We start from the raw sequence: 23363 nt of genomic DNA, 5'->3' as shown, positions 1-23363 counted from the left end.
GAAGGAGTTGACCATGCAATGGATTGATGTGCGCAGCGATACCGTGACCCAGCCGACGCCAGCGATGCGCGAGGCGATGTTCAACGCCGAGGTGGGCGACGACGTCTACGGCGACGATCCCACGGTGCAAGCGCTGGAACAGCTGGCCGCGGAGAAGCTGGGCAAGGAGGCGGCACTGTTCGTGCCCACCGGCAATTTCGGCAACCAACTGGCCATCTTCACCCACTGCCAGCGCGGCGACGAGGTGATTCTGGAAGAGAGCTGCCACATTGTCTGGCACGAAACCGGCGGCGCGGCGGTGATAGGCGGCGTGCAGTTGCGCGCCGTCGCCGGCGTGGACGGGGTGATGGCGCCGGAGGCGATAGAGCAGCGCATCCGCGTCGGCGAGGACATCCACTGGCCGCGCACCGGCTTGATCTGTCTGGAGAACGCGCACTGCAACGGCCGCGTGATTCCCTTGGCGGCGATGGCCGCCAGCGCCGAAGTGGCGCGCCGCCACCAGGTGCCGGTGCACCTGGACGGCGCGCGCATCTTCAACGCCGCCGCCCATCTGGGCTGCGAGGCGCGCGAGATCGCCCAATACGCCGACACGGTGATGTTCTGTCTGTCCAAGGGCCTGGCCGCGCCGGTGGGCTCCATTCTGGCCGGCAGCGCCGATTTCATCGCCCGCGCGCGCCGCAACCGCAAGCTGCTGGGCGGCGGCATGCGCCAGGCCGGGGTGATCGCCGCGCCCGGCATCGTGGCGCTGAACGAGATGGTGGACCGGCTCAAGGACGACCACGCCAACGCCCGCTACCTGGCCGAGCGGCTGGCGGCGCTGCCCTGCGTCGAGGTGAGGCTGGAGGACGTGCACATCAATATGGTGTGGTTCCGTTTCACCGCCGACATCGACGTGGCCGAACTGATGGCCGCGCTGCGCCAGGCCGGGGTCAAGGCCAATCCGCCCGAAGGCGGCCTGATGCGCATCGTCACCCATTGGCAGGTGAGACGCGAGGACCTGGACCGGCTGGTGGAGACGCTGCAACGGGTGCTGTCCGACTGAACCGAGGCCCGGCGGCTATAAATAAGCAGCTGCGGCGTGGAAAAGGGAGGCGGAATGAAACAATGGCTGGGCGCCTGCTGCGCCGCGCTGGCCTGCGGCGGGGCCCCGGCGGGGGCTCTGGACGAAGTGCGCTTGTTCAGCAGCGGCGATCCGCCCTATGTGGAACTGGGGCCGGACGGCCGGATCAGCGGCGGGCTGGCGGTGGCGCCGGTCCTGGCGATCCTGGGCAAGCTCGGCCTGCCGCCGTCGCGGATTGAAACGGTGCCGTGGGCGCGTGCCTACGAGGAGGCCAAGACTCGGCCGGGCGCGGCGATCTTTCCCATCGCCAAGACCCGGGAGCGGCTTAAACATCTGGACTTCGCCGTCAAGCTGCTGGATTCCGACGTGTATTTTTATCAGCTGGCGTCGCGACGCGACATCCAGGCGCCGACGCTGGCGGCGGCCAAGCACTATTCGGTGTGCGTGGTGCTGGGGGATTACCGGCAGGAGTACCTGAAGGAAGAAGGTTTTCCAAGACTGGACCCGACCTCGGACTCCAGCATCAACGTCAAAAAGCTGGTGTCCGGCCGCTGCGATCTGCTGCCCGCCACCGAGATAGGCATGCGCAGCAAGCTCAAGTCCCTGGGGCTGGACGCGTCGCTGGTGCGACGCGGCATGAAGCTGGCGCAGCTGGACAGCGCGCTGTACGCCGCCTTCAACCGCGGCACCGCGCCGGCGGTGATCGCCCGTTTCAAGGCCGCCGCGCGGAGCGCGGATTAGGTCTTGGCAGGCGGCAGCGGCAAGGCCGCCAAGGCCAGCGCGGCGTCTACGGCATGGCGCTGGGCTTGCGGCGCCAGCGTTTGCTCCCGGCCGTTGCCGCGCAGGATGGAGAGGCCTTCGATCAAGGCGACGATGAGCGCCGCGCGCTCCCTGACGACGCTGTCGGGCGCGTCCGTCTGAGCCTCGCGGCGCAGCAGCGCGCAAACCCGGTCGGTATAGCCGGCGTAGAAGGTCTTGAGCGCCGTATCGGCGGCCTCGTTGCGGCTGGACAGCGCCCACAGCTCCCAGAGCAAGGCGCAGCCGCCGTGTTGAAGCTGGGTCTCCAGCACAAAGTCCAGCGCGCCGGCCAGGCTGGCGGGCGCGTCCAGCATCAGTTCATCCCAGTCTTCCAGGTAACGAACCATGACGCCTTCCATCACCGCGTCGATATTCTTGAAGTAGTACTGGACATGGCTGATGCCCACCCCGGCTTCCGCCGCGATGGCGCGCATGCGGAAGCCCTGCCCGCCGTCGCGGGTCAGCACCCGCATCGCCGCGCGCAGAATCGCTTCCCGTCTTTCCTCTCCTTTGGCCGACATCTTTCCTCCTTCGTGATCGTCCGGCATGGCTGAAGCGTCAGTTTAATTGTTCAAACGACCAAGTTCATGTTTTAATATTGGTCAATTGACCAAAACTGAGGTGGCGCATGACTTCTTCCAGCGTTGTTCTTGTCGGTGGCAGCGGCGTGGTGGGCGCGCAAGTGGCGTCCTTGCTGGCGCGGCGCAGGCCGGATCTCAAACTCGTCATCGCCGGCCGGCGTCTCGACGCGGCCCAGGCGGCGGCGCAGCGATATGGCGCCGAGGCGATGGCGATGGACGTGAACGCGCCGGCGCTGCCGGACGCTCACAAGGGTGCGCTCATCGTGGGCTTGGTCAACGATGCGCATGACCGGCTGTTGCGGCTGGCCCTGGCCCAAGGTCACGCCTACCTTGACGTCACCCGCTGGACGGAGCGGCTGAAGCAGGCCTTACTGACGACGGCCGCCTACGGGCCTCCCCGCGCGCCGGTGGTCTTGTCATCGGCCTGGATGGCCGGCGCGGCCAGCCTGGCGGCGCGCGACGCGGCGAGGGCCGTCGCCGAGGTCGAGCGCGTCGGCATCGACATCCTGTTCGCGATGGCGGATCAGGCGGGGCCGAATTCGACCGCATACATGGACCGCCTATCCGAACCGTTCCACACCATGGAAGGGGGGAAGTGGGTCAAGCGCGGCGGTTTTCTCGATGGCCGCGTCGCGGACTTCGGCGCCGCCGGCCGTCACAGGGTTTACCGTTTCGATACCCCGGATCAAGCGAATCTGCCCGCCATCGTCGGCGCCGCGCAGGTGGATGCGCGCATCGGCTTCGACGACGGCAAAGCCACCGCCTTGCTGCATGTGCTGGTGCGCAGCGGCGTATGGCGGCTGCTGTCGCGGCCGATGTTCAACAGCGCGCGGCAGGCGCTGCTCTACAACCCCGGGCCGGGCGCGGCTCACCGCATCCGCATTGCCGTCGAGGGCAAGGACGCCGCCGGCAGGCCGTGCGGAAAAACCGTGCAACTGGCGGACCCTTTGGGACAAGCGCATCTGACGGCCTTGGGCGCCGTTTTGCAGATCGAGCATTTATTGGGGGCGGACGCGCCGCCCGCCGGCGTCTATCTGGGGGAAGCGTTGCTGGACCCCGAGCACGCCTGCCGCCAGCTGCGGGAGGAGGGGGTGGAGATCAGCGCGGTCTGAACTTCGGGCGCAGCGGGCATGGCGCATTTGGCGTTGGCGGCGCGGGGTGCTAACCTCGCGGCCATTGATCCGCAATTGTGATGACGCCGATGTCCGACTATAACGCCCTCGATCCCCACGCCTGGCTGGAAAACCTGGACGATCCCGCCGCCGCCGAATGGGTGGCCGAGCAGAACGCGCGCGCCCAGGCGCGGCTGGACGCCGACCCGCGTTTCGCCGGCCTCCGCGACGAAATCCTCGCCCACCTGCGCGATACCCGCCAGATCCCGTTCTGCGCCGAGCATGAGGGCTGGCTGTACAACTTCCACCAGGACGAAGCCCATCCGCGCGGCATTTACCGCCGCAGCACGCTGGCGGCCTACCGCGCCGCCGAGCAGGACTGGCAGACCGTGCTGGACATCGACGCGCTGGCTGACGAGGCCGGCGAGGACTGGTATCTGGACGGGGTGTCCCACTGCACGCTGGCGCCGCTGCAAGCCATGGTGCACCTGACCGCCGGCGGCGGCGACGCCGGCATCGCGCGCGAATACGATCTGGCCGCCGGCGCGTGGCGGCCGGACGGTTTCAGTTTTCCGGAAGGCAAGAGCCATGTGGCCTGGCGCGATCCGGATAGCGCCTGGGCCTGCCCCGGCTGGCCGGGCGCGCCGCTGACCCGTTCCGGCTATCCGCGCGAAGTGTGGCTGGTGGAGCGCGGCGAGGAAGGGCGGCATGCCTGGAGCCAGGTGTTCTCCGCCGGCGAAGACGCGATGATGGTGGCCGCCTGGCGTTTCCTCGACGCCGACGGCGCGACGCTGGACCTGATCGAGTGCTCGGACAGCTTCTACAGCAAGACCTATCATCTGATCGACGAAGCGCTGGAAACCCACGCGCTGCCCTTGCCGCCCAAGGCGGAGCTGGAGGCGTATCTGCACGGCGATCTGATCGTCAAGCTGGCCGAGGATTGGGACGCCGCCGGGGCCCGCTATCCGGCCGGCGCCTTGCTGGCGGTGGCGCTGGAGCCGCTGCGGCAGGGACGGATAGACGCGCAATTGCTGGTGGCGCCGCAGCCGCGGCTGGCGGTGGAGTCGGTGGAGACCACCCGCGCCAGCGTGGTGGTCAATCTGCTGGACCAGGTCAAGAGCCGGCTGCTGGCCTTCGACAAGATCGACGGCGTCTGGCGCGAGCGCGCGCTGCCCACGCCCAGCGGCGGGGTGATCGAGTTCGCCGACCAGCCCTGGGACAGCGATATCCTGTGCTACAGCTTCAGCGATTTCCTGACCCCCACCGGCCTGTACCGGCTGGACGTGGCCAGCGGCCAGCAGGAATGCCTGCGTCGTCAGCCGGAGGCTTTCGATCCGGCCGACTTCGTCGCCGAGCAATGGCAGGCGCGCGCGCCGGACGGCGAAAGCATTCCCTATTTCGTGGTGCGCCGCCGCGACGCGCCGCTGGATGGCGCCACGCCCACCTTGCTGTACGGCTACGGCGGCTTCGAAGTGCCGATGATGCCTTACTACGTGGAGAACTTCGGCCCGCACTGGCTGCAACGCAGCGGCGCCTTCGCGCTGGCCTGCATCCGCGGCGGCGGCGAGTTCGGCCCCGGCTGGCACCAGGCGGCGCAGGGCGTGAACCGCCAAGTGGGCTTCGACGACTTCATCGCGGTGGCGGAAGACATGGTGGCGCGCGGCCTGACCGCGCCGGCCAAGCTGGGCATAGAGGGCGGCAGCAACGGCGGCCTGCTGGTGGGCGCCTGCATGACGCAGCGGCCGGAATTATTCGGCGCGGTGGTGTGCGAAGTGCCGCTGCTGGACATGCTGCGCTACACCGAGCTGCTGGCCGGCGCCAGCTGGATAGACGAATACGGCGATCCGGAGGACCCGGCGCAGCGGCCGGCGCTGGAGGCGTATTCGCCCTACCACCGGCTACGCGGCGATCTGGCCTATCCGCTGGCCCTGTTCACCACCAGCGCCAAGGACGACCGCGTGCATCCGGCGCATGCGCGCAAGATGGTGGCGCGGATGCGGGAGCTGGGCCACGACGCGCTGCTGCTGGAAACCGAGGCCGGCGGCCATAGCGGCAACGCCGGCCAGGAGCAGACCGCGCAGGAGTTGGCGCGGGTGCTGGTCTATCTGTATCAGCGGCTGATGGATTGAGCGGGGGCGGACGCTGCGGCGAGCGCCGGCAATTCCTCCAGGAAGGCCGCGCGCGAGCGCACGCCGGCGGTGCCCGGTTCCTTCTTGTCGTCCTGGATCAGGCGCACGAAGACCAGCGAGCGTTCGCCCTTATTGGCCCAGCCCACGTACCAGCCGTACGGGTGTTCCTCGTCGAACTGGCCGTCCGCCTTGCGCGGATAGGCCATGCCGGTCTTGCCGTGCGCCTGCCAGCCGTCCGCCGCCGCGCTGGTTTCGGTGATCTTCATCGTCAGTTCCTGCGCGTGTTTGGACACCGGCAGTTCAAGATTGACCAGCTTGCGCAGGAAGGCCAGTTGCTCCAGCGGCGACACCTGCAGCGAGGAGGCGATCCAGGCGCGTTCCAGTCCATTGTGCTTGCCCGGGTCGCCGCTAAAGTCGGCGTTGCCGTAGCCGAAGGCGTCAGCGTAGCGTCCTAGCTTCTCCTCGCCCAGCGACTGGGCGATCTGCTGCGAATACCACACCACCGAATACTTCAGCCAGCGCACCGGATCGGTGGGCTGTTTCCAGTTGTCGCCGCCCCAGTCCACATAGCCGTCCCGGTAGGGCAAGGCCGGCTGGTGTTCGCTCTTGAGGAAGCCGGAATCGAAGCCCATCACGCTGAGCGGAATCTTGAACGTGGAGGCCGGGGTGTAGCGTTGTTCGCAGCTGCCTTGTCGCAGCAGGATGTCGCCGCTCTTGGCGTCGGCCAGCAGCGTGCATAGCGTGGCGGCGTGGACGGGCAGACTGAATAGGCCGGCGCAGAGCAGCGCGGCGCCGGCGAGGCGTGGTGTGTTCATGATGTTTCCCTTGATGGATTCAGCGCGGCATCCCTTGGACCGCGCGGTCTGAAGTCAGATGGGGCGCCGGATTCCAAAGTTCCACGCGCGGGCCGCTCAGGAGGCCGCTTGCCGCTTCAGCCAATCGCTGGGCGGCAGCCCCAGCCTCTGGGCAAACACCCGGCTGAGCGCGGCGGGGCTGGCGTAGCCCACTTGCGCGGCGATGCGTTTGATCGGCTGGCCCTGGCGCAGCTGATGACGGACGACGGCCAGCCGCCAGTCGGTCAGATAATCCAGCGGGGCGAGGCCCACTTGTTGCCGGAAGCGGGCGGCGAAGCGCGCGCGCGACATGCCGGCCTGTTCCGCCAGTAGTTCCACGGTCCAGCCGCGCTCGGGGCTGGCATGGATGGCGTTGACGGCGCGCGCCAGCTTGGGGTCGGACATAGCGGCGAAGATGCCGCTGTGGATCTGGCCGGCGTCTATCACCACGCGTATCGCCTGGATCAGGAAATACTCCATCAAGCGGTCCAGCGCCGCCTGGCGGGCGAAGCGCTCGGAGAAGGCCTCGTCGAACAGCAGCCGCAGCGTGGGCAGCAGGCTGGGCGTATCGTCCAGATACAGCACCAGGCATTCCGGCAGCGCCAGCGCCAGCGGCCCGCCGGTCTGGAAGCCCAGGTCCAGCTTGGCGCAGACCAAGTCGGCGCCGCGTTCGCCCTCCGGCAGCAGGATGTGGGCGCTGGGGCGGGGAAACAGCAAGGCGCAGGGGCGGTCGGTGTCCAGCACCAGGACGTCGCGCAAGGTGCAGCGCAGGCGGCCGCCCTTGAGCAGATGCAGATGACCGGCCATTGCGCCAGGGTCGAAGTCCGCCAGATGGCATAGATTGCCATGATGGAATACGCGCGCGGAGAAGGCGCTTTGCTGCAGCAAGGGCGTCAACAGGTCCATTTCGATACGATCTGCAAAGTTTTCGAGACGATAGGCTTCTGATTGTATTGCAAGATGACTTCTGTGCAGTCCCCATCGTCGTTCAACTCGAGAGTCAGGAGCCCATCATGCCCCGCATCCCCACCGTAGACCGCCATCAAGCCAGCCCGGAACTGAGCGCCACCCTGGACGCCGTCAAGGCCAAGCTGGGCAAGGTGCCCAATCTGTTCGCCACCTTCGCCCAGTCTCCGGCGGTGTTGAACGCTTATCTGGGCTTCTCCGAAGCCCTGGCCAAGGGCAAGCTCAGCGCGCGCCAGCGCGAAGTGATCGCCTTGGCGGCCGCTCAGGCCAACGCCTGCCAGTACTGCCTGTCCGCCCATACCTTGATGAGCAAGGGTGCGGGTTTGAGCGAGGCGGACATCCAGTCGGCGCGGGCCGGCCAGGCCGCGGATGCGCAGACCGACGCGATCGCCCGGCTGACCGTGCAAATCGTCAGCCAGCGCGGAGTGTTGTCGGATCAGGACCTGGCCGCGGCGCGCGCCGCCGGCGTCGACGACGTCCTGCTGGTGGAAGTGATCGCCGCGGTGGCGCTGAACACGCTGACCAATTACGCCAATCTGATCGCCGGCACCGAGATCGATTTCCCGGTGGTGGCCTTGTAGGCGACGGTTGCCGCGCGCAGCTTGCGTGCGCGGCCGGGGCTTTGCCGGTGTATACCGGCGGCCCCGGCCGTTTTCGTTTTAGTCTTGCCGCGCCGTTCAGCAGTGCAGCCGGGCGTGCTGCTGGCGCAGCGCTTGCGGCGCGAAGGACGGCGTCGCCGGTTCCGGGGCGTTGCAGTACAGGTCGGCGCAGTCGCTGATGCGCTCCAACTGCCGCTGCAGCGCGGCGGCGTCGCAATGGGCCAGAGGCTGACGGTTCCACAGCACCCAGTCCTGGCTGTGCGCGGATTGGCCGATCACCGGCTTGAGCGGATCGTCGCTGAACAGGTTCTGCCGCAGCGGCGACGCGTCCGCTTGCGCCTGCTGTGGAGACAGGCAGCAGAACATCAGCAACTGACGCGCGGGCTGCTCGCTCAGGTGCACCGCGTGTTCGCCCACTTGCAGGGTGAAGAGGCTGTCGTCCATCTGTTCCGGCGGGGTGAGCGACAGGGATTGGCACAGTTCGGCGACGGCGTGTTGGAAAGGCGTGGGCATGGTTTTTCTTTTTGGATGGGGGAAGAGAAGCCGGCCGCGCGCGGCGGCCGGCGGCATGGTGCTTACTGTCCGGCGTTCAGCTTGGCGCGCAGCTCCTGTATCTGCGCGGCTTGCGGGTCCGACGGGGCGGATGGCTCATCCAGCCAGCTTTGCAGCAGCGCTCCGCCAATCGCCGGCATGGTTTTGGCCAGTTGGAGCTCGGTCATCTGCCACAGCGGCGCGGAAATCTCGATGGAGGTTTTACTAAACGCGCTGCCGGTGCCGGCATCGGCATGGCGATGGCTCAAGGCCAGGGTGCGCATCGCCGCGCTTCCGCACTGCTTGAGCGGCCCTTCCGGCAATTGCGACAACATCTCGCGGTGCAGGCGGGTGACGTCTGCGCCGCTGGCGTGCAGCGCGCGCAGGTCTTGATCGCTGGGCAGCGGCAATTGTTTCAGGGTGTTCTTGATTAGCGCGGCAATCTCGATGTGGCTGAGCGAGTCCGGCGCAATCTCGCCATTCGCCATCTGTTGTTTCACGTTTTGCAATTTCTCGTGCGATGCCGGCACGCGGAAGGCGCCGTCCATATTGCGCTTATCCGCCAGGCTGGCCTGGAACGTGTCGCACAGGCGGCAGAAATTGGTGGCGAACGACGCGGTGAGAGGAGACACGGGCGTTTGCGGCGCGCTGGCCGCGGCCGGCTTGGCCTGGCCCGTCAGCTTGCGCACCCAGTCCGGGATCGCGCCGAAGAAGCGGGCGACCCGGCCGCTCAGCGGCTGGAAGAAGCGGCGCACGTCGGACAGACATTCGCTCAAGACCGCATGGGCTTTGCCGCGGCTTTCGGCGCTGTCGTCTATGCGCACCGGCTTGCCCTTGAGGCTGCCGGTCTGGGCGACGGGGGCCTCCGGGGCCTGGGCAGGGGCGTGCGAGGGGCTGGCGTTGGGCCGGACGGAGGGAAAGCCGAGAGGCAATAGCATGGTGGCGCTCCAGTGGCGTAGAAATGGGCGCTATTACACCGCGCCGTTCCAACCGCGGCTTTCAGGAAGCGCTCAGAACCTGTTTACGATCTGCTGCGCGTCGGCGGGATGGATAGAAATGGGCGTTGAAACCAAGCTCAAAATGCTCATGCACCACGTGTACATTCCGCTTTTTCGCCCGTTTTCGCCTTGTCTCGCTCTTGCACGCGAGACTTTAGAACAGGCGTTCAGCCCGGTTGTTGGCCCGGCGCTTCCGCCGGCGGTTCGCCTATCAGGTAACGCGGTCCGTCGCCCAGGCTGGCCGCGCAGTCGCCGGGGTTGTACAGCGCGCACTGGCTCAGCGACAGGCAGCCGCAGCCTATGCAGTTGCCCAGCCGGTCGCGCAGCCGGGTCAGTTCGTCTATGCGCTGCTGCAAACGCGGCAGCCAGTCCGCGGACAAGGCCTCCCAGTCGCGCGGGGTCGGCGTGCGCTGGCTGGGCAGCGCGGCCAGCGAACCGCGGATGTCGTCCAGGCTGATGCCGACGATCTGGGCCGCGCGGATGAAGGCGACGCGGCGCAGCGCGTCGCGCGGGTAGCGGCGTTGGCCGCCGGCGGAGCGGGCGCTGTGCAGCAGGCCCTGGGTTTCGTAGTAGCGCAGGGCGCTGGCGGCGACACCGGAACGGCTCGCCAGCTCGCCTATGCTGAGCCAGGGAGAGGGTTTGGCCATGGGGGCTGCGGGCATGCGCGGACTCGCTTGACTTAAAGTTGACTTTAACTTTTATCGTAAGCGCATGGATTTTTCAAGGAGGACGCCATGAACGCGCCAAGCCGTCACACTGAACTGCATGCCTTGTTGGACGCCAACCATGAGTTTTCGCTGATGCACAGCGACACCACCAACCATTGCCCGATGGCGCTGACCGCGCTGGCGGAAATGGGGGCGGAGCCGCATCAGCTGCGGGCATTCTTCGACTTCTGGGAGAGCGAGCGCGCCGAGCCGGCGGAGCCGGTGGAATACGATATCGGCTGGGGCCGCTGGGACGCGGCCTTGGGGCGGCTGGACGCCTTCCCGGCGCTGCTCCGGGTGATGGAGGAGCGGGTGGCGGCGCGCGGGGTGGAGGACACCGCGCGGCAAGTGTTGGCCAGCCTGCCGTTCTCGCCGGGCGGCGGCGCCTTCCACCCGCTGATCCGGCTGGCCTTCGCCCTGCGCGCCGGCCACGCCGGCGAAGCGGCGGCGGGGCTGGCCTATTATCTGAGCGGCTATCTGCGCCTGCCCGCCGGCCTGGACGCGCAAGCGCCGGCGGATTCGGCGGAGGACGGGCTGGCGAGTTTGTCGCGGGCGATGAGCGGCTGGAACAGCCCGGATTACTGGATACACGATCGCTTCGACGCGGTGCTGGCCGATCCGCGTTTTGCCGCCGCCTTGCCCGGCGCGCCGAAAACGGCGGACTGGCTGGACGCGCTGGCGCGGGCGGCGCTGCGGGTGTACTGGCAGACCGACAACTTCACCGCGCTGCACATGGTGACGGCGACGCTGGCGCTGCGCGACGTGCTGGAGCATCTGCCCGGCTTGCCGGCGGAGGATTGGTACCCGGCTTTGTGGCAGACCTTTTGCGTCGCCTATGTGTCCATCGGCGCGCCGGCGCTGGAGGCGGAGGAACTGCCGGACGCGCAGCCGGCCTGGCCCTTATTGCTGCAACGCGTGCTGAACGTGCGCAACGAGCATGTGATCAAGCTGGTGTACGCCTGCCATCGCGAGTTCCAGCGCAGCGGCGACGCCTTCTACCACGCGGCGGCGGCGCGGGCCTTGTGGGACGCGGTGTGAATCACCAGTCCTCCATCTCCTTGGGCACGCCGCCTGACATGATGGCGTCCTGCATCCATTGGGTCATCATGCTTCCGATACCCATATTGCTCACCAGCGATGTCAGTAATGCGGTGTGCAGCGGCGAGTTCTCGTCGATCTGTTCCAGCGTGCGCTGGATCATGTCGTTCTTCTGCTTCAAGGTGGTGAAGGCCAGTTCGCCGGTGGCCGGGTCTTTGAAGTCGCGCAGCAGCTTGCCGACGGCGTCGGCGTAGCGCTGTTTGTCTTCTTGCGAGTCGGACGCCGGCGGCGGCAGCCCGTGCAGCGCCGCGAGGAAGGCCACCGCTACCGGGTCGGACTGGAAGTCCGGCCATTTGTGCGGCGGCTCCACCGGCTTGGCGTCGTCGGTCTTTGGCGTGTCCGTCGGCGGCGCGGCGTCGTCGGCGTTTGGCGCCGCGGCCAGCAGCCGTTGCTGCAGCGGGACGATGTCGTCGCCGGCCGCGGCGGCGCGGCCGATGGCGGAAGGGGTCAGCGAGGGGATCATTCCGGGCTCCTGTCTACGGCGGTCAAGGCCGCCAGGTCTTGTTCCAGTTGCGCGATCAAGCCGCGCAGCGCCTGCTCCGACAAACGGCGGCAGTCCTGAGGCAAGGGCTCCAGGCATTGCAGCAACTGGCGGCTGGCCGGCTCCACGTATTGTTCCGGCGAGAATTCCGCCGCCTGGTCCGCGCAGCGCATCATGAAGCGCGTGTCGGCGTGATAGTCGATCTGGATGGCGCCGGGCCAGTTTTCCGTCAGCAGCGTCATCAACTGCGGCTGCAGCGCGCGGGCGCGCTTGGGCAGCTGCAGATAGAGGGTGGCGTCCGGCTGATCCAGGCCGCGCAGCCATTCGTCCAGCAGCAGCAGCAGGGTGTCCGGATGGTCCACGGCGGCGCTCAGCATGGCGCGGGCCTCTTGCTCCAGCCGCTCGCGCCAGTTCCAGGCCATGGCCTGGCCGGCGGCCAGATGGGCGGCCGCGTGTTCCAGCGCGGCGAGCATGCCTTGCTGATAGCCGTCCTGGCAGGCTTGCCGGCGCAGGGCTTCGGCCTGGCGCTCGGCGTCGCGCAGCACGCGCTGCGCCTGTTGCCGCGCCTCGCGTTCCAGCTGATCGGCGCGTTCGGCTCGGCGCAGCTGGCCGCGGCGCACCAGCACGCCTTCAGCGGCGGTCGGAGGGCGGGATGTGGGGATGTCTCTGGGCATGTTGTAGGGCCAAGGTCAGAATCAGGGCGTCGGCGGGCGGCTGCGGCGGCGCGGCGTCGGCCTCCGGCGGGAACTGCAGCGGCAAGCGTTGCGCCAAGGGGCGCGGCAGACGCTCGCGCCAGGCCTGCAGGCGGCCGTAGCCGGTCAGCAGCAGCGCGCCGTGGCTGAGCGCCGGCCGCTGCGCGGCGGCGGCGTCCGGCGGCAGCGCCACGGCGGCGAAGTCCTGCGCCCAGTCCGGCAGCCGCAGCAGGCCCGCCTGCCAGCCCAGGCCGGCGCGCAGCGCGTGGCAACCCAGCAAATAGGCTGTTTGCGGCAAGCGCCGCCAGTGGCGCAGCCATTGCCGCGCCAGCGGGTCCAACTGGGCGTCGGCGCAGTCGCTGTCCAGCCGATAGGCGGAGATCAGCAGCTCATTGGCCGCCGCGCGCGCGGCGGCGGAGGCGGTCAGCGCCGGCGGCAGAACCAAGCGCCGCGGGTGCAGATAGGCCAGCGGGTCGTACAGCAGCGCTTGCAGCGCCGGCGAGCGGGCCGCGGGCCGGCTACTCATGTCCGGCCTGCGGCTCGGCGGCCGGCGGCTCGGCGACGGGTTTGGGCGCGCGGCGCTGCCACAGCCAGGCCGCCGCCGCGCCCAGGAGGGCGATCAGCGCCACGCCGGCCATCAGCCAGCTCAGGCCGGAGCCGCGCTCTTCCGCCGGCGCGGTGGGCGCCTGCTGCTGCGCCTCACTGCGCCGCGACAGCACCACCGAGATATTGTCGTAATCGATGTCGGCGAAGCTGTTCTTCAGGAAACGCTTGATGTCGTTGACCATTTGCTCTGGGTCCACGTCGCGGTCGTACACCGCCAGCGCGGACAGGTGGATGGGTTTGGCGGCGCGGCCGCCTTCGCCGGAATCCAGGTCGTAGCTGACGTGCACGCGCGCGGACAGCACGCCGTCCATGGTTTGCAGCGACTGCTCCAGCCGCTGCTCGATGGCGGAGTACAGCCGCGCCTTTTCCGCGCGCGGCGAGGACACCAGCGAATCCGCAGGGAACATCTGCGCCACTTCCACCCGCGGCCGCGACGGCAGGTTGTAGGCCTTCAGCCAATCCACGGCGGCGGCGAAGTCCGGCTGCGCCACGGCGATGCTGAAGCCGGTCTTGCCGCGGTCGGTCTTGTCGGCCTCGATATTGTGGCGCTGCAAGACGGCGATCACTTCATTGGCCTGCTGCTGATCCAGGCCCTTGAGCAAGTCCTTCTGCTGGCAGCCGGTCAGCAGCAAGGCCAGCAATACGGCTTTGAAACCATGGCGGATCATGAGCGCAGCAGGCTTTCTACCGCGCCCACGGTCTTGCGGGTGAGGGTGCTGATCATGGACACCTCCAGGTTGTAATTGGAGGTGCGCTGCTGCAGCTCCATCAGCACGGCCGGATTGCTCAACAGGCCCGGCTGTTCCAGCCGTTGCAGAATGGCGTCCTTCTCCATGCCTACGCCGACGGCGTTTTGCGAGAAGGCCTGGATCAGGCGGTCGTCCAGCGACACGAGATTGTGCTCGGAGAGGGTGATGTCGCTGACCTGGGCGGTCAGCGAATCCAGAGAGAGGGCGGCGATGGGGGTCATGGGCGGACTCCTGAAGCGCCGGCGCGTGGCCGGCGTCGGGGTTTAGCGGAAGTTCTGGATGATGGCCGCGTCGATGTCCTTGAACACTTTGACGGTGTTGGACTGCGCGTTGCGGTACAGGTTGTACTCGGACAGCTTGCTTTGGTAGTCGGCCAGCAACTGGGGGTTAGACGGGTTGCTGTTCAACTTGCCTAGAGCTTTGCTCAGTTCTTTTTGGAGTGTGCTGGTGCCGGTGTCGAACGTTTTGGATAATTCGCTGAGGGTCCAGCCATCACCCTGGATACGGATGCACTTGGGGTCTGTCATGGTGGCTTACTTTCGGTTTATAGGGGTTTGGGAAAATACCAGTGGCCGGTCGCCATCTTGACGTAACCCTGGTTGCCGTACTTGAAGGACTTGCCCTTGAGCCAGTCGTCCTTCAATTCAATGGCGAATTGCACGTAGCGGCCGCCCCACTGGCGGTAGTAGTCGTCGACGAAGCGGCGCGCGCGCAGCAGCTCGCCATCGTCCAGCGCGCCCTGGATCACGAAGGTGACGCCGTTGGGCTGCTCGCTGCGGGTGAAGGGCAGCGCCTGGCGCGACAGGCCGGTTTCGGCCTGGCTCGCGGCGGCGGCGTCGTCCACCGGCACGATGTCCACCGCGTCGGCGTAGGGCATCTGCTCGGCCAGCCGCTGCGACAGCGCCTGGCTGGCCGGCCCGCCCAGCGCGGCGCGCTGTTGGCTGACCCACAGCTGCGGCCGGCGAGGGTTGTCCAGCTGCAAGCGGTAATAGGGCAGGTGCGGGTAGTTATCCGCCAGCCAGCGGCCCATCCGTTCGTTTTCCTGCTGAGGGCTGAGCACCTGCGCCGGGCGGTTGTAGTCGCCGCGCGCCAGCACTTGCCGCGCCCAGGCGCTGTCGCGCTCATTGGCGGCGGAGACGTAGAACACGCCGTCGCGGCCGGGCAGCACTTGGAAGCGCTGGCTGTCTCGTCCCAGCAGCGCGTTCAATTCCGAGGCCTGGCGTTGCGGGGTGTTCCACAGCCAGTAGCCGCCGCCGGCCAGCAATAGCGCGGCGATCACCGCCAGCGCCACCGCGGCGGCGGCGTGGCGACGCGCCGGTTTCTGTTCCGGCGGGGGCGCGTCCTGGCCGTGACCCAGCACCTCCGGCGACCAGGACAGGTGTTCCGGCCGCAGCGCCAGTTCCAGCGCGCCGATGCGCAGCGGGCGGTTGAATTCGGCCGGGCGCTCGTCCACGCCGGCGTCGCGCAATTCGCGCAGCGTCACTCGGTCGGGCTCGGCGCGGTCGATCAGCACTTCGAAATTGACGCCTCCCTGTTCCAGCGGAATGAACAGCGCGTCGGCCGGCAATTCCGGCAACTGGCCGGCTTCGGTCAGGGCGGCGGCCGGGCCGACCAGAAACAAGGTCTTGCCCGGTTGCAAAAGGAATTCGCAGCCGCGCAGCGGGCTGTTTAGCAGGCGGACCACGATGGGCGCCGGCGCGGAGAGAGTGATGTCTTCAGCTGCCATGGTGTCTGTCGGTGAGTGCGCAAGGTTCTGCGATGTTGACATTTACTTTACGGACAAGCTGGAATGGATTCCTGATGGAAAACCGATGAAATCTCGGGACGGGAATCAGATTCGGGGAGGAGGGAAAAAGCATGGCGGCGTGCCGCGGAAGCGGCGGCCGCCATGTAAAGGGGGATCGGGAGAGTCGCGGAATTACCGCTGCTGAGCGCTGGCGGCCCGCGCCGCCATTTTTTGCTGTCGCTCTTTCAATTCGTTGATGAGCTCCGCTCCCGCCGGGGAGGCGGCGGAGGGCTTCGAGCCAGGTTCCTTGCGCAGTTTTTGGCTTTGTTCGTCACGCAGTTGCTGAATATCGGCCGCGCTGGCCGCCGCGATCTTGTTCCAGACGCGCGCCGGGCCAGCCACCGGGGCCGCCGCGTTGACGGGCGGCGGAGGCGGCGGAGGGGGCGGGGGTGGTGGCGGCGGAATCTGGCCGGGCTGCGTTGGCTGCGGCGCGGCGGCCAGAACCGGGGCTGCTGGTGGGGCTACCGCGGCCGGCGCGGCTTGCACGACGGCGGCCGGCGCTTGAGGTGTCTTGGCCGGGGCGCGCTTGCCGGCGGTGTCTGCCAGTTTCTGCTCGAAATCCTTGAGCGCCTCAGGCGTCATGCGTTGGCGCAGCAGCGCCATCGGGTCGCGTTTGGACGTCGGCGCGGCGTGGGCCGGGCCGCTGTCTGCCTGGGGCGTGGGCTGTCGCAGTTTGCCAGTGGGCCGCGCCGAGGTTTCCGCGCGAGCCTGGGGCGTGGTTTGTTGGAAAGCCAGCCGCAACTGGCCGACCGAGCGGCTAGGCTGCGCCATGCGCGGCGCGGGCTGAGGCGCTGCGCCCTGGCTGACGCCGCGCAACTGGGCGGTCCAGGCCGGGGATGGACAGGCCCTGGGGAGGGCCACCGGGGCCGCGGCGGGCAATGCGCGCGCGGCGGGGGGAAGCGAGCGAATCATGAGAGCTCCTTGCTTGGGGGTGGGGCGGCTTGGCGCAGTTTCTGGTAGCGCCGCCATACTTGCTCGGCGTAACGCATGCGCAAGGCGCGGCGGCTGGGTGCGGTGCCGGCGTTGTAAGCGCCCACCGCCTCCCAGGAATAACCGTAACGTTTCATCATCTCGGCCAGGATGGAGGCGCCGACGACCACGGACAGACAGGCGTCGCCCATCAGCTGCGGTTCGGTGACGCCCAGCTGGCGCAGCCGCGGCAGATGGGTGCTGTTGATCTGCATCAGGCCCAGGTCCCGGCTGCCGTCGCGGTTGCGGCCCACCGCGTCCGGCTTGAGCCCGGACTCCTGCTGGGCGATGGCGTAGAGCAAGTCCGGCGCGATATTGAACATGCGGCCGGCGCGATCCCAGCAGTCCGCCCGCGCCGCGCCGGCGCACAAGAAGAGGGCGGACAACAGACAGACGCGGATCACGCGGCCTCCGGCTGGCAGGGCTGAGCGTGTTCCGCCAGCTCGCTCAGTCGCGGATCGTGGCGCCAGGCCTTGATCCACAGATAGCCTTCGGCCTGCAATTGGCGCCAATGCTGGACCGCGGCCTCCGGGCCCTGCGTGGCCAGGATCAGCGGCAGCAGGCTGGAGCGCACCTGGCGGCTGTCCACCTTGGCGAGGAAAACGCGCAAGGCGGGCACCGCGGCGTCGCCGCGACGGCAATAGTCCACGTAGCTGTGATTGAGGGCGAGCAGGCCGGCTTCCTCGCCGGAGTCGCGCACCGCCTGCACCAACTCGTCGGCTTGCGCGTGCTGGCCTTGCAGCCCCAGCAGCAGCGCCAGCACGCTTTGCAGCACCGGGTGGTTCTGGCCGTATTGGCAGAGCTGGCGCTTGCCCAGCGACACCGCGTCGTCGATGCGGTGTTCGTAATAGGTCAGCCACAGCTTCAGAATGCTGGCGGAGATGCGCGAGGGGTCGCGTTCCAGGCAGGCGTCCAGCGCCTGCTGCGCCTGGGCCAGCTTGCCGGACAGGAATAAATGCCAGGCGTGGTAGTAATGGATGTCGACGGCATCAGGCGCCAGCAGCCGCGCTTGCTCGAATAGCGCCTCGGCCACCGCTTGCTCCGAGCGCATGCTGCTGAGCAAGGCCAGCAGTCCCAGCGCCTGCGGGTTGGCCGCGTCCAGTTCCACCGCCTTGTTTACCGCCTGTTGCGCCTGGATCAGCGCCTGGGCCTGGTCGAACAGGCCCAGCTGGGCCAGGGTCAGATAGCACTCGGCCAGGCTGCAGTAAGGCAGCGCGTGGCTGGGGCCGGCGTTGACGCACTGGCGCAGCAGCATCAGCGCGCGGCGCAGGCTGGACGGGGTGTGTTGCTGCAGTTCGTGGCGGCCGTTCAGATAGGTGATGGCCATGTCCAGCGAGCCCAGCTCGTTGTTCTGGCCCTGGTTCCAGCGCAGGCCGGGAATGCGTTGCGGCAACAGGCTGGCCAGCCTGGTTTGCAGCGCGGTGATCGGCTGTTCCGGGCTCAGCTCTATGCTTTCATGGTGGATCAGCTGATGGCCGGCGGCGCGCACCAATTCCACCCGCAGCTTCCAGACGCCGCCTTGCTGCAGGGTCTGGCCGGCCAGGTAGTAGTCCGGGCGCAGCTGATCGATCATCGCCACGATGTCGGTGACGTCGCGGCAGTTTTGGGTGATGGTGGCCGGCAGCACGATCAGGCCGAACGGCGAGTAGCGCGACAGGCATTGCACCAGAGCGTTGTGCAGGCTGACCGCGTCCAGCTGCGGATGGGTGCGGAAGGGCAGCACGGCCACCGAGCATTGCGCCGCCAGCGGCGTGGGTTTGGACACCATGGCCACCGGGCGGCTGAAGCGATAGCCCTTGCCGTACACCGTGTCGATATAACGGCAATCCTTGGTTTCCAGCAGGATGCGCCGCAGCGCGTAGATACAGCGGGTCAGCGACTCTTCGTTGACTTCGCCGTCCGGCCAGACGCGGTCCAGCAGCGCGTCCTTGCTGACCAGCTCTCCCGCCGCTTCCAGCAGGGTGGTCAGCACAGCCAGTTCCTTGGGCGGAATGCTGATCTGCTGCTCGCGGTGCAGCAGCATGCCGTCGAAGTGAAGGACGAAGTCGCCAAAAACAAATTGCCTGTTCATGAAGCCATCTTTATGTAACGCCATCTTCTAGTTCCTCTTGCGCGCACGGCGCAATAGCGCATGGCGGACCATGCGGATCGAGTCGACCAATGCTGCGACTTGTGTGCTATTCCCCGTAGCATCGCGGCATGTCGGCGTGTTTTTTGTTCGGTGGATCTGTTGGGTGATTTGCGCTGGTTCTTGGGGCCGGCTGCGGATTCGCATCGCGCGGCGTGTGTCCGCCGCTTCCCGCCCGCTGTCGCCTGGAATTGCCAGTGTCGTCAACTGGCGCTCAAAGCCTTTATCCGGTCATAAAAACAGAGAGAGTGGATGGTACTTTTGCCGACGAGGGCCAGCTTGCAAAAAATGTTCAGCGAATGACATGGTCTTGTTTGTCCTGTTGTTATGTCATCGGGTTGTTAGGGAGGTTTTTGATTTCCTTCGCATAAATTGATGTATGTAGGAATACTACATGAGGGAGTGCTTGCTACAAATGGGAAAACTCTCAAAAACGAGGGGGGAGGTTCGGACGAGGCCGCAGCCGATTTATGCAAGTTCGGTTACCGGCGTTGGGGTAGTTTGACGCTGTCGCCGAGCATGCGCCGGCGGCCCCTCATCACCGTCGTTCTGGCCTCGCCGCCAAATCAGGAGCGTTTGAAATGTCTTTTAATGTTTCGTCGAAGCCGACCGCCAATTCCCCCCGTTTGGCGACGCTGTCCGAGCCGCAGCCAGGCGCGCCGTCCACGCCGGCGCAGAGCCCGTTCGCGGCCGCGCTGCGCGGCGGCGGCATGACGGCGCAGGCGCCGGCTGTCGAACAGAAGCCGGCGTCCAAGCAGGCCGACGCCTGGCAGGCCGTGATAGCCGAGCTGGCTCGGGACTGCGCTAAATATTGCGACTTGGCGGCCCAGGGCGTGAAAGACGGGACAGTCAGTCCCGAGGCGCGCGGGCAATTGCAGGGGCTGCTGCTGGGCTGGACGGAGATGGGGCGGGAGCTGCAGTCGGAAAGGCCGTCGCCCTTGGCGTTGGCCGCGAACTTGAAAGCCGGCAACGGCGAAAACTAGGCAGGCGCTCCGGGCTCGGCCCGGCGTTTGAGCCGCGATGCGGCGCGAGGAGGCATCCATGTTGGACACAGTTGCAAGCGGGGCGGGTACGGTGCGGTTGCAGGGCTTCCGCCGCTTATCGGAATCTTCGGCGCCGCGGCCGGCGCAGGGCCTGGCCGCCGCCTTGAGCGGCGCGCGCGGCGCGGCGGAACGCCGCGTGGAAGACGCGCCGCCGGCGCGCGGCAGCCAGGTGGTCCTCAGCGACGACAAGCTGCGCTTGCGGCGCGAAGACCTGGGCCAGACCCTGCTGGCGATGAAACGCGAAGCGTATCGCCAGGCGGAGCCGGAACGCTCGCGCTGGCCGCGCTGGGTGCAGGCGCTGAACATCCTGCCGCGCAGCCACGCGGTGGCGCCCAAGACGGTGGCCATCGTGGAAAGCTTGCGGCAGACGCTGGCGGCCGGCGACGCGCAGACGCCGCTGGACATTAAAGAATGCGCGCGGCTGTCGCTGGATATGGAAGCGCTGGCGCGCGCGGCGACGCCGGGCAGCCCGCTGGCGGAACTGGGCCAGCGGCTGGCCCTGTTGGGCCAGGCGGCCTGGGCGCAGTTGGCGCGGACGGAGGTGGAAGCGCAGCTGCTGCCGCAATTCCAGCGCTTTGATCAGCCGGGCGCCAGCCAGGAGCGCAATGTCGGCGCTTCGGTTGGGGTCGGCCTGGGACTGGGCGAGGCCGGCGCCGGCGCCAAGGCCACCTTCAGCGTGGGCCTGGCCTGGAGCCGCGGCATGGACAACGACGACGAAGGCTTCGTGTTCCAGAACCAGGGCAAGGCGGTGTCCGCGCGCGCCGGGATTCAGGGCGGCGTCGGCGTCGCCTCCTTGTCCGGCGCGGTGGAGGGGCGCCGCCAACGCACCGTGGCGACCGAATACGCCAGCGCCACCGCCTTCGTCAAACTCAAGGCGGACCAACTGGCTCACGGCTCGCGCCGAGACACTTTGGGCCTCAGCGCCCGCACCGCGGTGGGCGCGCTGATCCGCCTGTTCCGCCCCAGCCACGGCAATGAATTGCGTCAGTACCAGCAACTGCAACAGCAGGCGGCGGATCAACAACAACGGCTGGGCGTATTGCTGGGCTGGCTGGGCCAGCGCGACAGCGCCGCGTCCCTGCCCGGCGCGCAGACGCCCTATCTGCCGCCCAGCACGGTGGACAGCGTCAAGGGCAGCGCCTCGGCGCGCGCCGAAGCCGCGGGCATCGGCGTCGGCGTTGGCGCGGCGGTGGAGCGCATCGACATCCAGGCCGACGCGCTGACCCCGATCTGGCAAGGCCTGCGGCAGGAGCAGGGCGCGGCGCGCAACGCGACGATCGCGCAACAGCGGCTGGCCGGCATCGAACAAAAAGCCGCCGCGCTGATGGGCGCGGACGCGCGCAATCATCCGCTGAGCTGGCTCAGCGGCGCGCAGAGCATGGCGGCGCTGCGCGAACAGACGCCGGAACGGCTGCGCGACGCCGCGGACGGCCTGCGCGCCGAATTCGAACATTTCTGCGCTGTCGCCCAGCAATTGGACGCCGGCATCGGCAAACGTCAGGGCGGCGCGGCGGTGGAACGCTCCATCCAGGCCGCTTGGCGCGCGGGAAGCCGCGAGGAAACGCTGGCCAATATGGCGCTGGCCCACGCCGCGCTGACCCTGTGCGCGGCGGGCAAGGGCGACGAGGCCTTGTTGCAGAGCCTGGACGAGCTGGCGCCGCGGCTGTACGCGCCGCCCGTCCGTCACGACGCGGCGGCGCTGGCCAAGCGCACCAGCTTCCATGACGTGCTGCGCCTGCAGATCCGCGACCGCAGCGTCGCGCTGGATCTGGGCGGCGCGCTGGGGCCGCTGGGCCTGAAAGCGGAAGCCTCGCTGACCGAACGCACCCGGGTGCATCACAATCCGGTGCGAGCCGGGGATTACAAGGACGTGAGGATCAGCCTGTCCGGCAATCTGAGCGGTTCTTGGCCGCTGGACGCCTTGCGCGAGGCGTTGAGCGCGCAGCTGGCGCCGCACGGCCTGGCCGCCGAAGTGCCGGCGGCGCTGGCCGGCCTGCAAAGTTCCGTGGGGTTGCAAGGCGGCGGCGCGCTGACCCTGCTGCTGCGCTTTTACCGGCCGCAATACCAGACCCAGGCCGATTTCCCGGCCGAGGCCGCCGGCTTCCGGCTTCAGTTGAGCCGGGTCAGCGCCAGCGGCAACCTCGGTGTGTCCGCCTCCGGCGGCGTGCCGCTGCAGCCGGGGGTGTCGCTGGAACTGGGCCTTAACGCCGGCTCCTCCGCCACCGCGGTGCTGGGCGAGCGTTGGGGCGACAACAGCCTGAGCGCGCCGCTGATGCACTATCTGCACCTGAAGGCGGTGGACGAGAGCGAGCGTTGGCCGGCCATGAGAGAGGCGCAGCGCCCGGCGCTGGAAGCCCTGTGCCGCAAGCTGGCCGAGCCGGGCTCGGCGGTGCGGCGGGAGGCCGATTACTACCTGCGGCGCCAGGGCGCGGACGGCGCGGATTTCTTCGCCGCGATGGAAGCTTACGCTGTCGGCGGCTCCAGGCCCGCCGGGGACGCAGCGCTGAAGGAGCTGGACGCGATGATGGAGCGCCAGCTTCCCTTATGGCAGGCGGACAAGCAGAGTTTCGCCGGTTGGGAAGAACTGCCGCTGGCGCGCTAGCGGCGGTGGATTAAAGATGAAGAGGATCAAAGCGCATGAGAATCTCGGCTAGCGGCGCGGCCATGCCGCCGCCGCGACCGGAAGCGACGCCGACGGCGGCGCCCAGCCGGCTGGCGCAAGCCTTCAAGGGCGTCGACAGCGTGGGCGAGCCCGCGCCGCGGCCCTTGGAGCGCTTCCGCGACATCGCCCGTTTCGTCGCCGCGCTGATGCCCAAAGAAGGCGAAACCGGACTGGTGGACGAAGAGTTGCGCGAGGCGCGCGACCCTCGCCATCGCTACCGGGAGTACGCACAGCCGGCGCACCGGCAATGGGTGGCCAGCGGGGACAGCGCCAGGGAAAACTTCTTCGCCTGGATGGATGCCCGCCCGCAGCTGGAAATCAACCTGGCCAAGCCGGGCCAGCCGCCGCGGATGGCGCGCTTGGGCGACGCGCCGCAAGTCAGCTATCTGAGCGAGGCCGCTGCGCTCCAGCCCTATCTGGCGGAGGTGGCCGACGGCGTATGGCGGCGGCCGGACGGCACGGCTATCGACACCGCCGGCTCCAAGGGCAAGCTGGGCATGCCCGGCTACGCCATCTTGGTGCTGGACCGGGACGACAGGCTGTTTGTCCACGACGCGGTGCTGGGGCGGCTGCACCATACCAGCGCCAGCGCCGGCAAGCCGGTGCGGGCGGCGGCGATGATAGAGCTGCGCGAGGGCAAGGCCAGGTCGCTGATGCTGTCTTCCGGCCACTATATGAGCGATCTGGACGATCTGGAGCGGCTGCTGGATTTTCTGAACGGCAAGATGGATCTGTCGAAACTGGCGGTGCTGGCTCCGCATGAGGACCGGGCGGAACTGGCCGAGGTGCTGGCGCCCTATCGCCAGGCCCGGCACTGAAGCCGGGACGGTTTCAG

Annotated in this window: 25 protein-coding genes; 9 read left to right on the top strand and 16 right to left on the bottom strand. The window is 68.0% G+C overall.

Translation table 11 applies throughout. From position 1 onward, the window contains the following. Nucleotides 1–13 precede the first annotated feature (13 nt). Both ltaE and DB032_RS19105 read left to right on the top strand, forming a co-directional pair. Nucleotides 14–1042: a low-specificity L-threonine aldolase gene (gene ltaE, locus DB032_RS19110; RefSeq protein WP_107800859.1), complete on the top strand. Its 1029-nt coding sequence runs from the start codon at nt 14–16 to the stop codon at nt 1040–1042. Nucleotides 1043–1096: 54 nt separating this feature from the next. Continuing rightward, on the top strand, nt 1097–1801 hold the full coding sequence (locus tag DB032_RS19105; RefSeq protein WP_107800858.1) for an ABC transporter substrate-binding protein: 705 nt from the start codon (nt 1097–1099) through the stop codon (nt 1799–1801). Here the strand turns inward: DB032_RS19105 and DB032_RS19100 are convergent. Continuing rightward, entirely contained in the window at nt 1798–2379 is a 582-nt protein-coding gene (locus tag DB032_RS19100; RefSeq protein WP_158274362.1) for a TetR/AcrR family transcriptional regulator, read from the bottom strand. The two genes, DB032_RS19105 and DB032_RS19100, sit on opposite strands and share 4 nt — an antisense overlap. A gap of 107 nt (nt 2380–2486) precedes the next feature. Between DB032_RS19100 and DB032_RS19095 the strand changes: the two genes are divergently transcribed. Together DB032_RS19095 and DB032_RS19090 are read left to right on the top strand one after the other, a co-directional pair. Continuing rightward, on the top strand, nt 2487–3551 hold the full coding sequence (locus tag DB032_RS19095) for a saccharopine dehydrogenase NADP-binding domain-containing protein (RefSeq protein WP_107800856.1): 1065 nt from the start codon (nt 2487–2489) through the stop codon (nt 3549–3551). Nucleotides 3552–3640: 89 nt separating this feature from the next. Then, complete coding sequence (locus DB032_RS19090; RefSeq protein ID WP_107802012.1) at nt 3641–5680, top strand: prolyl oligopeptidase family protein; 2040 nt, start codon at nt 3641–3643, stop codon at nt 5678–5680. Here DB032_RS19090 and blaOXA read toward each other — a convergent pair. Both blaOXA and DB032_RS19080 read right to left on the bottom strand, forming a co-directional pair. Then, nucleotides 5662–6495, bottom strand: coding sequence for a class D beta-lactamase (gene blaOXA, locus DB032_RS19085; RefSeq protein WP_107800855.1), 834 nt, complete (start codon nt 6493–6495; stop codon nt 5662–5664). The two genes, DB032_RS19090 and blaOXA, sit on opposite strands and share 19 nt — an antisense overlap. A gap of 96 nt (nt 6496–6591) precedes the next feature. Beyond that, the gene (locus DB032_RS19080; RefSeq protein WP_107800854.1) at nt 6592–7419 is read right to left on the bottom strand and encodes an AraC family transcriptional regulator; all 828 of its coding nucleotides are present in this window, start codon (nt 7417–7419) and stop codon (nt 6592–6594) included. Between the two features lie 107 nt (nt 7420–7526). Between DB032_RS19080 and DB032_RS19075 the strand changes: the two genes are divergently transcribed. Further along, on the top strand, nt 7527–8060 hold the full coding sequence (locus tag DB032_RS19075) for a carboxymuconolactone decarboxylase family protein (protein WP_107800853.1): 534 nt from the start codon (nt 7527–7529) through the stop codon (nt 8058–8060). Between the two features lie 96 nt (nt 8061–8156). Here DB032_RS19075 and DB032_RS19070 read toward each other — a convergent pair whose 3' ends face one another. From DB032_RS19070 to soxR, 3 genes are all read right to left on the bottom strand, one after another. Continuing rightward, nucleotides 8157–8591 carry a CesT family type III secretion system chaperone gene (locus DB032_RS19070; RefSeq protein WP_158274361.1) on the bottom strand — a complete coding sequence of 145 codons (435 nt, stop codon included), beginning with the start codon at nt 8589–8591 and terminating at the stop codon, nt 8157–8159. 62 nt (nt 8592–8653) lie between these two features. Then, nucleotides 8654–9547: a hypothetical protein gene (locus DB032_RS19065; RefSeq protein WP_107800851.1), complete on the bottom strand. Its 894-nt coding sequence runs from the start codon at nt 9545–9547 to the stop codon at nt 8654–8656. 227 nt (nt 9548–9774) lie between these two features. After that, the gene (gene soxR / locus DB032_RS19060) at nt 9775–10269 is read right to left on the bottom strand and encodes a redox-sensitive transcriptional activator SoxR (RefSeq protein ID WP_233246742.1); all 495 of its coding nucleotides are present in this window, start codon (nt 10267–10269) and stop codon (nt 9775–9777) included. 72 nt (nt 10270–10341) lie between these two features. On the opposite strand from soxR, the gene DB032_RS19055 reads away from it, so the two are divergent. Next, complete coding sequence (locus DB032_RS19055) at nt 10342–11352, top strand: questin oxidase family protein (protein ID WP_107800849.1); 1011 nt, start codon at nt 10342–10344, stop codon at nt 11350–11352. A 1-nt stretch (nt 11353) separates the two neighbouring features. Here DB032_RS19055 and DB032_RS19050 read toward each other — a convergent pair whose 3' ends face one another. The 10 genes from DB032_RS19050 to DB032_RS19005 all read right to left on the bottom strand — a co-directional run bounded on the left by DB032_RS19050 (nt 11354) and on the right by DB032_RS19005 (nt 18790). Further along, complete coding sequence (locus tag DB032_RS19050) at nt 11354–11875, bottom strand: hypothetical protein (protein WP_107800848.1); 522 nt, start codon at nt 11873–11875, stop codon at nt 11354–11356. Beyond that, entirely contained in the window at nt 11872–12567 is a 696-nt protein-coding gene (locus DB032_RS19045; RefSeq protein ID WP_146176733.1) for an oxygen-regulated invasion protein OrgB, read from the bottom strand. Before DB032_RS19045 ends, DB032_RS19050 begins: the two co-directional genes overlap by 4 nt. Then, the gene (locus DB032_RS19040) at nt 12524–13111 is read right to left on the bottom strand and encodes a type III secretion apparatus protein OrgA/MxiK (RefSeq protein ID WP_107800846.1); all 588 of its coding nucleotides are present in this window, start codon (nt 13109–13111) and stop codon (nt 12524–12526) included. Before DB032_RS19040 ends, DB032_RS19045 begins: the two co-directional genes overlap by 44 nt. Further along, nucleotides 13104–13859: an EscJ/YscJ/HrcJ family type III secretion inner membrane ring protein gene (locus DB032_RS19035; RefSeq protein WP_107800845.1), complete on the bottom strand. Its 756-nt coding sequence runs from the start codon at nt 13857–13859 to the stop codon at nt 13104–13106. Before DB032_RS19035 ends, DB032_RS19040 begins: the two co-directional genes overlap by 8 nt. Continuing rightward, entirely contained in the window at nt 13856–14161 is a 306-nt protein-coding gene (gene sctI, locus DB032_RS19030) for a type III secretion system inner rod subunit SctI (RefSeq protein ID WP_199225933.1), read from the bottom strand. The genes DB032_RS19035 and sctI overlap by 4 nt, the downstream gene beginning before the upstream one ends. A 42-nt stretch (nt 14162–14203) precedes the next feature. After that, the gene (locus DB032_RS19025; RefSeq protein WP_107800844.1) at nt 14204–14467 is read right to left on the bottom strand and encodes a type III secretion system needle complex protein; all 264 of its coding nucleotides are present in this window, start codon (nt 14465–14467) and stop codon (nt 14204–14206) included. Nucleotides 14468–14484: 17 nt separating this feature from the next. Then, a complete protein-coding gene (locus tag DB032_RS19020; protein ID WP_107800843.1) occupies nt 14485–15666 on the bottom strand; it encodes a PrgH/EprH family type III secretion inner membrane ring protein in 1182 nt (393 codons plus the stop codon). A gap of 192 nt (nt 15667–15858) precedes the next feature. After that, nucleotides 15859–16329: a hypothetical protein gene (locus DB032_RS24225; RefSeq protein ID WP_158274360.1), complete on the bottom strand. Its 471-nt coding sequence runs from the start codon at nt 16327–16329 to the stop codon at nt 15859–15861. Between the two features lie 305 nt (nt 16330–16634). Further along, nucleotides 16635–17099, bottom strand: a complete 465-nt coding sequence (gene iagB, locus DB032_RS19010) for a type III secretion system invasion protein IagB (protein WP_304502823.1) — start codon at nt 17097–17099, stop codon at nt 16635–16637. Then, nucleotides 17096–18790 (bottom strand): HilA/EilA family virulence transcriptional regulator, encoded by a 1695-nt coding sequence (locus DB032_RS19005; RefSeq protein ID WP_107800841.1) that lies wholly within the window; start codon nt 18788–18790, stop codon nt 17096–17098. The genes iagB and DB032_RS19005 overlap by 4 nt, the downstream gene beginning before the upstream one ends. A gap of 614 nt (nt 18791–19404) precedes the next feature. Between DB032_RS19005 and DB032_RS19000 the strand changes: the two genes are divergently transcribed. Genes DB032_RS19000 through DB032_RS18990 form a run of 3 tightly spaced genes read left to right on the top strand, consistent with a single transcriptional unit; the run spans nt 19405 to nt 23346 of the window. Further along, nucleotides 19405–19806, top strand: a complete 402-nt coding sequence (locus DB032_RS19000) for a hypothetical protein (protein ID WP_107800840.1) — start codon at nt 19405–19407, stop codon at nt 19804–19806. Between the two features lie 58 nt (nt 19807–19864). Further along, the gene (locus DB032_RS18995) at nt 19865–22468 is read left to right on the top strand and encodes a hypothetical protein (protein WP_146176731.1); all 2604 of its coding nucleotides are present in this window, start codon (nt 19865–19867) and stop codon (nt 22466–22468) included. A gap of 35 nt (nt 22469–22503) precedes the next feature. Next, nucleotides 22504–23346, top strand: a complete 843-nt coding sequence (locus tag DB032_RS18990; protein ID WP_146176730.1) for a hypothetical protein — start codon at nt 22504–22506, stop codon at nt 23344–23346. The last annotated feature ends 17 nt before the right edge of the window (nt 23347–23363 follow it).

It is taken from the genome of Chromobacterium sp. Panama (genome assembly GCF_003052555.1).
Classification (GTDB): domain Bacteria; phylum Pseudomonadota; class Gammaproteobacteria; order Burkholderiales; family Chromobacteriaceae; genus Chromobacterium.
The sequence above is the reverse complement of the archived record's forward strand: the minus strand, read 5'-3'. Positions and strand labels throughout refer to the sequence as shown.

Coding starts and splice junctions, on each gene's coding strand:
- ltaE (WP_107800859.1), top strand. CDS start 14: ATGCAATGGATTGATGTGCGCAGCGATACCGTGACCCAGCCGACGCCA.
- DB032_RS19105 (WP_107800858.1), top strand. CDS start 1,097: ATGAAACAATGGCTGGGCGCCTGCTGCGCCGCGCTGGCCTGCGGCGGG.
- DB032_RS19100 (WP_158274362.1), bottom strand. CDS start 2,379: ATGTCGGCCAAAGGAGAGGAAAGACGGGAAGCGATTCTGCGCGCGGCG.
- DB032_RS19095 (WP_107800856.1), top strand. CDS start 2,487: ATGACTTCTTCCAGCGTTGTTCTTGTCGGTGGCAGCGGCGTGGTGGGC.
- DB032_RS19090 (WP_107802012.1), top strand. CDS start 3,641: ATGTCCGACTATAACGCCCTCGATCCCCACGCCTGGCTGGAAAACCTG.
- blaOXA (WP_107800855.1), bottom strand. CDS start 6,495: ATGAACACACCACGCCTCGCCGGCGCCGCGCTGCTCTGCGCCGGCCTA.
- DB032_RS19080 (WP_107800854.1), bottom strand. CDS start 7,419: ATGGACCTGTTGACGCCCTTGCTGCAGCAAAGCGCCTTCTCCGCGCGC.
- DB032_RS19075 (WP_107800853.1), top strand. CDS start 7,527: ATGCCCCGCATCCCCACCGTAGACCGCCATCAAGCCAGCCCGGAACTG.
- DB032_RS19070 (WP_158274361.1), bottom strand. CDS start 8,591: ATGCCCACGCCTTTCCAACACGCCGTCGCCGAACTGTGCCAATCCCTG.
- DB032_RS19065 (WP_107800851.1), bottom strand. CDS start 9,547: ATGCTATTGCCTCTCGGCTTTCCCTCCGTCCGGCCCAACGCCAGCCCC.
- soxR (WP_233246742.1), bottom strand. CDS start 10,269: ATGCCCGCAGCCCCCATGGCCAAACCCTCTCCCTGGCTCAGCATAGGC.
- DB032_RS19055 (WP_107800849.1), top strand. CDS start 10,342: ATGAACGCGCCAAGCCGTCACACTGAACTGCATGCCTTGTTGGACGCC.
- DB032_RS19050 (WP_107800848.1), bottom strand. CDS start 11,875: ATGATCCCCTCGCTGACCCCTTCCGCCATCGGCCGCGCCGCCGCGGCC.
- DB032_RS19045 (WP_146176733.1), bottom strand. CDS start 12,567: ATGCCCAGAGACATCCCCACATCCCGCCCTCCGACCGCCGCTGAAGGC.
- DB032_RS19040 (WP_107800846.1), bottom strand. CDS start 13,111: ATGAGTAGCCGGCCCGCGGCCCGCTCGCCGGCGCTGCAAGCGCTGCTG.
- DB032_RS19035 (WP_107800845.1), bottom strand. CDS start 13,859: ATGATCCGCCATGGTTTCAAAGCCGTATTGCTGGCCTTGCTGCTGACC.
- sctI (WP_199225933.1), bottom strand. CDS start 14,161: ATGACCCCCATCGCCGCCCTCTCTCTGGATTCGCTGACCGCCCAGGTC.
- DB032_RS19025 (WP_107800844.1), bottom strand. CDS start 14,467: ATGACAGACCCCAAGTGCATCCGTATCCAGGGTGATGGCTGGACCCTC.
- DB032_RS19020 (WP_107800843.1), bottom strand. CDS start 15,666: ATGGCAGCTGAAGACATCACTCTCTCCGCGCCGGCGCCCATCGTGGTC.
- DB032_RS24225 (WP_158274360.1), bottom strand. CDS start 16,329: ATGGCGCTGCTGCGCCAACGCATGACGCCTGAGGCGCTCAAGGATTTC.
- DB032_RS19005 (WP_107800841.1), bottom strand. CDS start 18,790: ATGGCGTTACATAAAGATGGCTTCATGAACAGGCAATTTGTTTTTGGC.
- DB032_RS19000 (WP_107800840.1), top strand. CDS start 19,405: ATGTCTTTTAATGTTTCGTCGAAGCCGACCGCCAATTCCCCCCGTTTG.
- DB032_RS18995 (WP_146176731.1), top strand. CDS start 19,865: ATGTTGGACACAGTTGCAAGCGGGGCGGGTACGGTGCGGTTGCAGGGC.
- DB032_RS18990 (WP_146176730.1), top strand. CDS start 22,504: ATGAGAATCTCGGCTAGCGGCGCGGCCATGCCGCCGCCGCGACCGGAA.